The organism is Clostridium sp. UBA5988, assembly GCF_002435615.1.
In the GTDB taxonomy this organism is placed as follows: Bacteria; Bacillota; Clostridia; order Clostridiales; family Clostridiaceae; genus Clostridium_J; species Clostridium_J sulfidigenes.
The window spans coordinates 1-11,815 of sequence record NZ_DJBA01000067.1; the positions used below are offsets into that span (position 1 = coordinate 1).

9 protein-coding genes and 1 pseudogene are annotated in these 11,815 nt (G+C 27.3%); 9 read left to right on the forward strand and 1 reads right to left on the reverse strand.

The window, feature by feature from the left end; translation table 11 throughout:
- The first annotated feature begins 195 nt into the window (after nucleotides 1-195).
- The 4 genes from B3J31_RS14705 (at nucleotide 196) to B3J31_RS14720 (ending at nucleotide 2,876) form a co-directional block, all read left to right on the forward strand.
- On the forward strand, nucleotides 196-513 hold the full coding sequence (locus B3J31_RS14705; RefSeq protein ID WP_150846079.1) for a metalloregulator ArsR/SmtB family transcription factor: 318 nt from the start codon (nucleotides 196-198) through the stop codon (nucleotides 511-513).
- 80 nt (nucleotides 514-593) lie between these two features.
- Nucleotides 594-1,004: an arsenate reductase ArsC gene (locus B3J31_RS14710; RefSeq protein WP_150846078.1), complete on the forward strand. Its 411-nt coding sequence runs from the start codon at nucleotides 594-596 to the stop codon at nucleotides 1,002-1,004.
- A gap of 12 nt (nucleotides 1,005-1,016) precedes the next feature.
- Nucleotides 1,017-2,081, forward strand: coding sequence for an ACR3 family arsenite efflux transporter (gene arsB / locus B3J31_RS14715; RefSeq protein WP_346867429.1), 1,065 nt, complete (start codon nucleotides 1,017-1,019; stop codon nucleotides 2,079-2,081).
- A gap of 108 nt (nucleotides 2,082-2,189) precedes the next feature.
- Complete coding sequence (locus B3J31_RS14720) at nucleotides 2,190-2,876, forward strand: D-alanyl-D-alanine carboxypeptidase family protein (protein ID WP_150846076.1); 687 nt, start codon at nucleotides 2,190-2,192, stop codon at nucleotides 2,874-2,876.
- 104 nt (nucleotides 2,877-2,980) lie between these two features.
- Here B3J31_RS14720 and splB read toward each other — a convergent pair whose 3' ends face one another.
- Nucleotides 2,981-4,003, reverse strand: coding sequence for a spore photoproduct lyase (gene splB, locus B3J31_RS14725; protein ID WP_346867430.1), 1,023 nt, complete (start codon nucleotides 4,001-4,003; stop codon nucleotides 2,981-2,983).
- 221 nt (nucleotides 4,004-4,224) lie between these two features.
- On the opposite strand from splB, the gene B3J31_RS14730 reads away from it, so the two are divergent.
- From B3J31_RS14730 to B3J31_RS14750, 5 genes and pseudogenes are all read left to right on the forward strand, one after another.
- A complete protein-coding gene (locus B3J31_RS14730; protein WP_346867431.1) occupies nucleotides 4,225-5,961 on the forward strand; it encodes a DUF4153 domain-containing protein in 1,737 nt (578 codons plus the stop codon).
- Between the two features lie 81 nt (nucleotides 5,962-6,042).
- A complete protein-coding gene (locus B3J31_RS14735; RefSeq protein WP_150846074.1) occupies nucleotides 6,043-6,354 on the forward strand; it encodes a DUF1540 domain-containing protein in 312 nt (103 codons plus the stop codon).
- Nucleotides 6,355-6,600: 246 nt separating this feature from the next.
- Nucleotides 6,601-7,458 carry a YitT family protein gene (locus tag B3J31_RS14740; protein ID WP_167403145.1) on the forward strand — a complete coding sequence of 286 codons (858 nt, stop codon included), beginning with the start codon at nucleotides 6,601-6,603 and terminating at the stop codon, nucleotides 7,456-7,458.
- A gap of 900 nt (nucleotides 7,459-8,358) precedes the next feature.
- Nucleotides 8,359-9,375: pseudogene (locus tag B3J31_RS14745) on the forward strand (IS3 family transposase).
- A gap of 335 nt (nucleotides 9,376-9,710) precedes the next feature.
- Nucleotides 9,711-11,738: a hypothetical protein gene (locus B3J31_RS14750; protein ID WP_346867432.1), complete on the forward strand. Its 2,028-nt coding sequence runs from the start codon at nucleotides 9,711-9,713 to the stop codon at nucleotides 11,736-11,738.
- The last annotated feature ends 77 nt before the right edge of the window (nucleotides 11,739-11,815 follow it).

Genomic DNA, 11,815 nt, shown 5'->3' on the forward strand with positions numbered 1-11,815 from the left:
AATGTTCATATAAATTCTCTCCAAGATTTATCACTTTAATCAACTACAGAGCCTTTAGTTATATAAATATATTGCTCTACATAGGTAAAAATAAATGTAGCACAGGGAGAAAAATTAAATAAAGTGTATTGACACTATATAGATGATAGTCTATATTATTTATATAGACACTTATCTATATAAGGAGGCGTTAAAATGAATTATGAAGAAAATGCAAAAATTATAAAGGCATTATCTGATCAAAATAGGTTAAAAATAGTAGATATATTATCCTGTGGTGAAAGATGTGCATGTGATATTCTAGAACATTTTGATTTTACACAACCAACTCTTTCCCATCATATGAAGGTGTTGATGGATTGTGGTCTTGTTGAGAGTAGAAAGGATGGACTGTGGAGTCATTATTCTTTAAATAATACTAATTGTAATAAATTAATATTATTTTTAACAAGTGTTACAACAGATACAGAGGAGTGTATTTGCAAAGAAAAAGAAAAGTGTAAATGTAAATAAATCCATGTTAAATATAGATATTTATAAAATAAAAAGTGTAAAAAACGTTATACTAATTAGTTATGAATGGAGGAGTAAATATGAAACCAAAAGTGGCATTTATATGTGTTCACAATTCTTGTAGATCTCAAATGGCGGAGGCCTTAGGAAAGTTATATGAAGGAGAGGTTTTTGAAAGTTATTCTGCAGGGACCCAGCTAAGACCTACAATAAATCAAGATGCGGTTAGAATAATAAAAGAGTTATATAACATTGATATGAATGAGACTCAGAAATCAAAACTACTAGGAGATATACCTGAAGTAGATATAGTTATTAAAATGGGTTGTAATGTTGTATGTCCTATTTTACCGGGAAAACATATAGAGGATTGGGGATTAGAGGATCCAACTGGAAAGTCCGATGAAGAATTTATTAAAACTGCTAAAATTATTGAAGAAAAAATTAAGAATTTAGCTAAGAGAATAAAAAATAAAGAAATTGAATTATAGGAGGTTTATCTTATGGGTAATAATAAAGAAAATAGTGGAAAAGGGTTAGGTGTTTTTGAAAGATACTTAACTCTATGGGTTGCCCTTTGTATTGTAGTGGGAATATTGGTTGGTCAGTTTTTGCCTATGATACCTAATACTCTAAATAAGTTTGAGTATTATAATGTGTCAATACCTGTGGCTATACTTATATGGTTAATGATATACCCTATGATGTTAAAGATTGATTTTGGAAGTATAATTAATGCCACTAGAAAACCAAAGGGACTTATAGTTACTTGTACAACTAATTGGCTTATTAAACCTTTTACAATGTATGCTATATCAGCATTTTTCTTCTTTATAGTATTTAAGGGTATAATAGCACCAGAACTTGCTAAGGAGTATTTAGCTGGAGCAGTGCTTTTAGGAGCTGCACCATGTACAGCTATGGTATTTGTGTGGAGTCACTTAACTAAAGGGGATCCTTCCTATACTCTAGTTCAGGTAGCAGTTAATGACTTGATTATTTTAATTGCCTTTGCTCCTATTGTAGCTTTTTTACTAGGGGTTGGAGATGTAGTTATACCTATAGAAACTCTTGTATTGTCAACAGTTTTATTTGTAGTTATACCATTAGCACTGGGATTTATAACTAGAACATTAATAATTAAAAACAAAGGAATAGATTATTTTAATAATGTATTTTTAAAGAAGTTTGATAATGTTACTATAATAGGATTATTACTGACTTTGATTATATTATTCTCATTCCAAGGTGATACTATTTTAAATAATCCTGTTCATATAGTATTAATTGCAGTACCACTTATAATTCAAACCTTCCTTATATTTGGAATAGCTTATATTTGGGCAAAACTTTGGAAGTTGCCACATTCTATAGCAGCACCAGCAGGAATGATTGGAGCAAGTAACTTTTTTGAATTAGCAGTAGCAGTAGCAATTTCATTGTTTGGATTACAATCAGGTGCTGCATTAGCTACAGTGGTAGGTGTATTAGTAGAAGTTCCTGTGATGCTTACCCTTGTTAGAATAGCTAATAATAGTAGAGGATGGTTTACTAAAGAGGGAGAGTAGTTTAATTTTTATGTCTTAATAAATAAGTAATAAATTTGTAAGCTTTAAGTAATAAATATTAACCTCATAAGATTTAAAATAAGTATATGAACTTAAGGAGATGGTCTTATGGGAAAAAAGAAAAAGGTTAGAAAAACAAGAAGATTTATATTGAAGTTACTAGTAATAGTTATATTAGGTATGTGTACTACAAATTATTTGATCAATAAATTTCATTTGAAATCAGAGGGATATTTTATTATTAATGATTATGACAAAGTAGTAGTAAATAAAAATTATGCTTTAACATCAGATTATAAGCCAAAGGATTTAGTTCCAGTAGATATAGAATTCTTACCTGAATCCACAGAAGAAGAAAGATATATGACAAAGGAGTCTGCTAAGGCTTTAGAGGAACTGGTAGATGCTGCTTCAAAGGATGGGGTTTACTTATATGGTTTATCAGGCTATAGATCTTATAAAACACAAAAAAACTTATATGAATATAATGTGGAAACCCAAGGAAAATCTTATTCAGATAAATATGTAGCAAAGCCTGGAGCAAGTGAGCATCAACTAGGAGAGGCTATGGATTTAGCAACTAGTTCTGGATGGATATCTGAAGGATGTCCAGAAGCTAATTGGATAGCTAATAATGCATATAAATATGGATTTATAGTAAGATATGAGTCGGGAAAAGAAGATATAACAGGATATAATTATGAACCTTGGCATGTGAGATATGTGGGTAGTGAAATGTCAGAAAAGATTTATAATGATGGAATAACCTTAGAAGAATTTGCTGAAATTAATTAAATAATATATAAACATAGAATGAATCAAAAGATATAAAATCAATTTTATAACATTAAAGAAGCCAAGTTATATAAGGGAATATAGCTTGGCTTTTGCATTTAATACTATATTATATATTTTATAACTTTATTATTAAATATAGAGTCAATTTCTGAACTGAAAAATTCTTTCATCTCGTCTAGTTGCTCTTTTGTATATACATATTTACCATATCCAAATTGTCCATATTTATATTTTCTTTCCTCATCAACCATAGGAAGTGTTGTTTCAGGAAATACTTCTAGAATTATATTTTTAGCTCTAGGAGTATACCTATGAGATATTATTTCAAATGTAACAGGAGTAGTTAAGTTATCAGGAAGCTTATCCTTAAGGTTTAATAAAAGTTGTTTATAATCGTTTTTCCAACCTTCATAAAGAAATACTGGTGCAATAATAAAACCTATAGGATACCCAGCATTAGCCACCTTTACACTAGCTTCTATTCTTTTATCTATAGAAGCGGCTCTATTTTCAAAGTCACTGATTACTCTATCTGTATTTAAAGTAAATCGAATTTCAGTATGACCCTTGTGGTCTATATTTAATAGACTATCCACATCATTAAACTTTGTAACAAAACGAAATAATCCATGATCACTATTAGCAAAGAATTCTATAGCTTTTTTTAAACTATTAGTATAAGGTTCTATAGGGATAGGATCAGAGGTGGCAGAGCCTTCAAATAAAGTTTTGGAAGGTAATCTTTCTTTAATATATTCATTTGCTTGATTTAGAATATCATCTATATTTACATTAATCTTTATATAAGGTTTATCTCCTAGATTTGTATTTAAGTAACAATATTGACAATGGGCAATACAACCGGACACTAGGGGTAACTGCCAATTAGCAGATGGTTTACAGGATTGAAATTTACTTCTTTTTTTTATACCCACAACTAGGGTATTCTTACCTTCACGATAAAAGCTATGCAAATTTTCACCAGGAATTCGTTCTTTAATCTTATTAGAAGTTAATTTTATTATTTCTATATTTTTATTATCCTTAAAAGTGTTATAAATATTTTTGCCTATTTCATAATCCAAGGATCCTTTTTCAAATAATATTCTTTTAGGAATAAACATTAAGTTCTTTAGTAGAAGCTATGGGCTTCAAACTAAAGGTCACCTCCTTTATATTTAATAGGAATATTCTTTACATATATGATAATATTATGTGTAATAGATGAATGTTTTAATTTAGATGATATGGTATAATGGGTGTAATTTACAGTGGTACATAAATAGTTATCTAAAGGTAATATAAAACATAGAAAAATAATTTTATAATAAAGGGGGTCATATTATTGCATGTTAAAACTTTGGTAAATGGATGGAAAAATTCTATAAAAGATTCAGTAAAAAGATTTCCTATACCCATATTTTTATCTATAGCTGCAGTTATAACTTTAATATATATGGGAGAAAGTATTGGAAGTGACGAGGAATTAAGACGTGTTGTTATGACTTTAGTACTTGGTATTCCAGTATATATTTGCATTGAATTATATTTTGAAAGAAGAAATAAATCTAATGAGAAGTTTAAATATTTAATTTATATTATTGCAGCTATTTGTTTAGCAGTCTACGGATATTTTTGTCTTGAAGATTTAAATATGGTTCAGGTTACTAGATATGTTGGTCTTATTATAATATTTATTACAGGATTCTTTTTTACTCCATATATCTATAAGGATGGAAGTTTTGAAATGTATGTAATAAAGGTTTTAGGAAGATTTTTTACAACAGTTTTATATTCTATAGTTTTATATTTAGGACTAATAGCAATATTGTTCACCGTAGATTATCTTTTAGGAATAGAAGTTAAATATGAGATATATTATTATACATGGCTTATAGTTGTAGGAGTTTTTGCACAATGCTTCTTTCTTGGAGGAATGCCAGAAAAGGAAGAAGTTATAAAGGTTGAAAAGTATCCAAAGGTGTTTAAGATATTAATGCTTTATATAATTATGCCATTAATTTCTATATACACAATAATCTTATATATATATTTTGCTAAGATAATTATTACTAGACAGTGGCCTGAAGGATTAGTTTCTCATTTAGTATTATGGTATGGAGTAATATCAGCAGGAACCTTGTTTTTAACTTCACCAGTAAAGGAAAATAGTCCTTGGGTAAGCAAGTTTGTAAAGGTGTTTCCAAAGGCAATACTTCCTCTTATAGTACTTATGTTTATTTCTATGGGAATAAGAGTTAATGCCTATGGAATAACTGAAAATAGATATTTTGTTTTAGCACTAGGGATTTGGGTCTTTGGAATAATGGTATATTACTCAATAATTAAGAAAGTAAAAAATATTATACTCCCAATATCTCTTGCTATAATTACTTTTATATCAATTTGTGGACCTTTGAGTAGTTATAGTTTATCTAAGTATAGTCAAAATAAAAGATTTGAAAAGTTCCTTATAAAAAATAATATGATTGAAAATGGTAAAATAGTTAAAGCTATAGATCCAGTTTCTAAAGATGATCAAATAGAGCTCAATAGTATTTTGGATTATTTTAATAGAAAACATGAATTAAAGGATATTAAATATTTGCCAGGTAATTTTACTATAAGTGATACAGAGAGGGTACTAGGAATAACTTATTCTAATTTAAATTATGAAAGTAGATATGAACATTTTTATTTTACAAGTGAAGAAATATTAGAGCCTATAGAAATAAAGGACTATGATTACCTTTTTAACATTATAAGTTATCAAAGTGCTGCTAATAAGAATTCTTATGGAATTACAGTTGACTATAATAAAGCATCTAATGAACTTAAGATATTAGAGAAAGGTAAACAGATATATAATAAAAATTTAAATGAGTATTTTAATAGGATAATAGATAAATATGGTGATAATAAAACAAACTCCATACCTGTAGAAGATATGCAATTTGAAGATGAAACAGATAAAGTTAAAATGAAAATAAAAATTGATAACTTTTCTGGTCGTAGGGATTTAAATTATGACCATATAGAGTCTACAGAAATTCAATTTTCCGTATTTGTAAAGGTAAAGTAAAAGAACAATAAAATTATGTAAGAATAATTTGCCTACTAAATTGAAACAATATTATAGAAATAAACTTTAGGAGGCATTCTTATGACTAAATTAAAATGTGATGCATGTAGTTGTGCATATAATAATGATTATTATTGCTGCATTGATTCTATTCAAGTAGGTGGAAGAGAAGCTACTCATAAATCTTCTACTTGTTGTGATAGTTTTGCAGAAAAAAGTGGAGCTATGTCAAATAGTAATCAAAGACCTAATCCAGAAATGGTAGTAGGATGTGAAGCTACCAATTGTGTTTATAACGAAAACCATAAATGTGATGCTTCGGAAATTTGTATTTCTGGAGACCATGCATGTAAGCCAAGAGAAACAGAGTGTGCTACATTTCATTGCAAGTAAAGAAAAATACTATAAGTAAATATAAAGAACACGCTACTACTATGAAATTTTCTGATTAAGTTCGGTCAAATTTTATAGTAGTAGTTTTTTACGTATATAAGTATTTAAAAAATTAAACATATATAAGGAAAAGATATATATATTGTAATAACTTATCTACTGATATATGATTAAATAAAGAGACTAACATTAAATTCAAAAATATAAGATCTATTTACAAAAATAAATAGGATAAATTAAGGAGGAATGGGTTTGAAAAAGGAAATAAAAGATTATATTATAATAACTTTTGGATTAATTTTAATAGCTATAGGTATTCATTTCTTTCTGGTCCCACACAATTTAGCAGCTGGAGGACTTACTGGGCTTGCTATGGTAATAAACCATTATATTCCTAACCTTAGTATTGGTATTATAATGCTTATAGGGAACATATTTTTCTTTGTAATAGGTTTTATTTTTATTGGAAAGGCATTTGGAACAAAAACTATATATTCTAGTCTTATGCTTTCAGTAATAATATCCATTTTAGAAAAAGTAGCACCCATTAGTAAACCTATTTCACAGGATATACTTATAAATTTAATTTTTGGTATATTAATCGGAGCTATAGGTATGGCTATAGTGTTTAATAGGAATGCATCTACAGGGGGAACGGATATACCTGCTAAAATATTAAATAAATATGCTCATCTAGAAATTGGAAAAGGACTTTTAATTATAGATTTTAGTATAACCTTACTAGCAGTTATAGCATTTGGAGCTACTACAGGAATGTATGCTTTACTTGGTGTTATAATAAATGGATCTATGGTAGACTTTGTTATAGATGGACTTAATATAACTAAGAGAATAGAAATAATGAGTTCTAAAACTGAAGAGATAAGAAAATTTATTATTGAAGAGCTAGGTAGAAGTGCTACTATTTATCGTGCTATAGGAGCGTATAACTTAGAAAAAAGTGATGTTTTGATAACTGTAATGGGTAAAAAAGAGTTTATTAAGCTTAGAAATTTTATAAGAGAAGTAGATCCAGGTGCTTTTATCATAACCCATAATGTCCATGAGGTTTTAGGGGAAGGCTTTGGTAATATACTAGACTAATTATATAATCAGTAAATTTCAATTAGGAGATTTACTGATTTTTTATTATATTTCTGCTATATAGTTAAAAACAATAAGAATTTTGTCCATTGCTGTAGACTTGAAATAAACTTTGGAAGTTTAAAATAAAAGTTGGAATTTAAAAATAAAAGTTGGAAAGCTATAATAACAATGAAAAATCATTTTTATTTTTATGAACTTAAATTATAAGAGGTTATATAAATATACACTAAAATTTAGATGAAATAGGGAAATTAGTATAAATATTATTGTATATAGCTAATAAACTCATTTAAAGTTTAAAAAACTCGTTCAAAACTTAATAAAGTCATTCAAAAACCACAGGGAGAAAAGGGCGAAGCCATGCTCGATTCTCTCTGTTTTTTTTTATGTAAATTAGGATTGTGAAATTAGGTGTAAGGATAGAAATTAGATAGATAGAAAGATAGATAGAGTTGAAGATAGAGCAAATAAAGTAATAGCAAGGGCTACGCCCACCTAAGCGAGGAAGAAAAAGAATAGCCCGATAGGGCATGGAAGGGATAAGAAGATAGGAATAAGAAGGATTTCAGAGCGTTATACGTCTCTTTGAAACATCAGTTTTAAAACCTACTTTTGAACAACTGTATTTACCGTCTTTGATTACATATTAGGGAAAAAGAGGGAGAGGATAGGGCGATTTTTGAACGACTTTATTCAACTGGAAAAATTAAGAAAATGACGGTGAGATAGATGGAGAAAGGGCTAAGGGGTGATTTGGATTTTGAACGACTTTATTGTCTGGTTACAATTATGTTAAAACAAAATATTTTCTGAATTATAAAAGTAGTTGTAGTATAATATTATTATGGACACATTTCAGATAAAACATTTAAAATATAAATAGAGATGTGTGTTCAGATGAGAGAAACAGGAAAGAGATATACTGATCAATTTAAAAAGATGATTGTAGAAATATATAATACTGGAAAACCAGTAAAAGAAATATGCGAAGAATATGACATTAACTATGTAAGTGTAAATAACTGGGTGAATAAAGCTCAAGGTGGTAGTAAGAAAATATCATTTATTTATACTGATAAAGATAAGTATCCAGTTAAAATTCAATGTAGAATATTAGGAATTCTTAGAAACACTTATTATGAGAGTTTTCATAAAAAATTTCTAAAAGAGAATTAGAGAATACTATTTGTAAAGAGTAAATGATGAAAATCTATAATGAAATCAAAAAGAGGTATGGAGCTCCAAAGATCCAACAAATACTATGTGAAAGGGGATTCAAAGTTAGTATAAAAAGAGTTCAAAGGAAAATGAAAGAACTAGGTATATGTTCTATTGTTACAGAAAAGTTTAAGCCGGCACGTAGTTCTCAAAAGGTAGAAGAAAAAACCAATATATTAAATCAAGACTTTAGTGGTGAAAATATAAATGAAAAATGGGCTGGTGATATACATATATACACACAATAAAGGATGGTTGGTGCTATTTAGCAGCAGTCTTAGATTTGTGTAGTAAAAAAGTCATTGGACACTCTTTTGGAAGGACTATGGATGCTGATCTTGTTATTGAAGCACTAAATAGTGCATATGTAAATCAACGCCCTAAAAAGGGTGAAGTAATCTTTCATTCTGATTTAGGTAGCCAGTATACTAGCTCTGCTTTCATAGAACAGATAAAAGTATGAAATAATACAATCTCATAGTCGCAAAGGTTGTCCTTACGATAATGCTTGTGTTCAATCATTCAATTCTATATTAAAGAAAGAATTAGTCAATCATATGAGATATTATGATTTATTCAGCAAGATTAAGTATATTTGAATTTATTGAGGCATGGTATAACCGAAAGTGAATTCATGGAGCAATCGGTTATATAACTCCTCAGATGAAAGAAAATCAATATAAAAATATATTATAAAATTTTATAAAAATGTGTCCCTAATATTGACCTAATTCCAATATGATAATAGAATGATTACCTGAAATTAACATAGATGAAATTAATAAAAAAATAGAAGCAGATAAGGAACTGGATTTTGTTAACGAAATAAGTAGAAGAATTGAGAACTATAAAAAAATTAATATTTTTTATAAAGAATCAAATAGTAATCTTATATTTTGGAATGAAAAATGTGATTACAGGATAATGTAGAATATCCTATAATTGAGAGACAGAAAGAACTTATGGAAATATTGGAAGATGATTATGACGGGATTGCAAATTTTCTTAATCTATTTTATTTGGAGGTATATATGGATAGTCAAAGTATAAATGAAAAAAATTTATTTAGGTTATCAGCATTATTATATAGAAATGAGAATTATGATGTTAAGAAAACTACTATACTAAGAAAAATAATTGAATCTGTTTTTATTGATGAAAACAAGAAGATGTATATCTTGGAAGTTATTGAATTCTGTGAAATTCATTACTGTCTTACTTTAGGAAAAAAGGAAATTGAAAGCATTGTAAAAAGAAACACTGATGTTTTTAATATTAAATATATAGATGATGGAGATATATATTTTAATCTTCTAGAAAAAAAGTATATTACTTTATCGAAATTTAAGTCATTAGGAATTGAGCAACACATTAATAATTTTATTGAAAATAATAATTTAAGTAAGAAAGCTAACGAGATAACAGACATAATATATAGGTTTTCATATAACATATTTACATCAAATTTAAATGGGTATGATTATTTTATAAATAATCGTTTAGATAATAGAAAGTCATTAGTAGATACAACCAAATATTCAGATGAAGAGACTAATATTATTAATAAGTTTATTGAATATGAGGATAATGACAAAGATAAAGCAATTTTTAATATTGTAAGTCTTTCATTAGAATATTGTATGATTACGGGAAGTAGAAAAGATTTATATCAGAATGAAATATCTAATAAAGAATTTTATTTAGATACTAACATCATTTACAGAACTATAGGTATAAATGGGGATAATAGAAAAATAATGACAAATAAGTTTCTTAAAAAGTGCTTGGAAATGAATATAAGTCTTAAAATATCCGTGTATACAGAAAAAGAATTTTATAAATCTCTAAAATACTATATAAATGATATTAAAAATTATAGAAATGCATATAAGAATACAAAGTTATATAAGGAAATTAATCGAAATCAAGATATTAATAATAGATATTGTGAGTGGATTTGTGGAAAAAGAAATAAAGATGTAAAATATTTTGAAGCTTATGTAAAGGCCTTATATGATGACTTTAAGAAGGAGTATAATATTGAAGTAAATTATTCAGAAATAATAGATATGAATAATAAAAGTATAGAAAGACAAGTTAACGGTATGTCAAATTCAATATGTGGATTTAAGCAAAGTGACAAGTTAAATCTTAATGATACAGATGCTAAAAATATATTATTAATTTCATTAAAACGAAAAGCAAGTCATAATGGCAATAATAAATTAATGGATATAAAAGAATTTATGATTTCAACAGATCAAAAATTAAGAGAATGGAATTATAGAAATACAGAATATGGACAACCCATTGTCTTTTTACCTTCTCAATGGTTAAGTATTATGCTTAGGTTTGGAGCAAGAACTACAGATGATTTTAAAAGTTTTGTAAGTTTTTTAAATATTAGAAATAACGAGAGTATAATATCGAGTGAAAAAATTAACATTGTGCTAGATTCAATAGTTGAAATAACAGAAAATATTCAAATGCAAGAATCGTTAGCTAAGATACTTATTGAAGACGAAATTGATAATATTGTTAAAGTATATGATGGAAATGAGTTAAGAGATAAGGTCAAGGTATACACAGAATCAGTATATGTGGATTTGTTAAATAGGGCAAATGAAGATTTAAAAATAGCAAATGAAGAAAATAATACTGTATCTGAACAAAATATTGAATTAAGAAAATCATTAGAAGAGACAGCTTCAACATTATTATTAGCTGAAAATAGATTGAAAAATGAATATGTTAATACTGAAATTAAAAAATGGAGAAAAAGAGGGACCATAGGCTATGGAGTAATAATATGTTTTATACTATTATTTAATATATTACATTTCGTATATGTAGATTCTAAATACAATTTTGTTACGGTATTATATAAGTGGGCTGGAAATTATGAACAAAAAAAATCAGGATTAAATTTAATAGAAGGGTTTTTAGATCTAGGTGTAGCAATATATTTAATTAATAAAATTTATGTAAGATTTAACACTAAGTCTAAAAAATATAAGGAGAAAATTGAAGAAATAGTTGAGCAATATGAAAAAAGATAGTATAGTAACATAGTGTTTACACGAATTATATTTAGAAAGTATAGCGTAAGAGTCAAAGTGTTATACGGCGAATTATT

What these genes read in the sequence shown, in the direction of transcription:
- B3J31_RS14705 (WP_150846079.1), top strand. Translation starts at nt 196, where the DNA reads ATGAATTATGAAGAAAATGCAAAAATTATAAAGGCATTATCTGATCAA.
- B3J31_RS14710 (WP_150846078.1), top strand. Translation starts at nt 594, where the DNA reads ATGAAACCAAAAGTGGCATTTATATGTGTTCACAATTCTTGTAGATCT.
- arsB (WP_346867429.1), top strand. Translation starts at nt 1,017, where the DNA reads ATGGGTAATAATAAAGAAAATAGTGGAAAAGGGTTAGGTGTTTTTGAA.
- B3J31_RS14720 (WP_150846076.1), top strand. Translation starts at nt 2,190, where the DNA reads ATGGGAAAAAAGAAAAAGGTTAGAAAAACAAGAAGATTTATATTGAAG.
- splB (WP_346867430.1), bottom strand. Translation starts at nt 4,003, where the DNA reads ATGTTTATTCCTAAAAGAATATTATTTGAAAAAGGATCCTTGGATTAT.
- B3J31_RS14735 (WP_150846074.1), top strand. Translation starts at nt 6,043, where the DNA reads ATGACTAAATTAAAATGTGATGCATGTAGTTGTGCATATAATAATGAT.
- B3J31_RS14740 (WP_167403145.1), top strand. Translation starts at nt 6,601, where the DNA reads ATGGGTTTGAAAAAGGAAATAAAAGATTATATTATAATAACTTTTGGA.
- B3J31_RS14750 (WP_346867432.1), top strand. Translation starts at nt 9,711, where the DNA reads ATGGATAGTCAAAGTATAAATGAAAAAAATTTATTTAGGTTATCAGCA.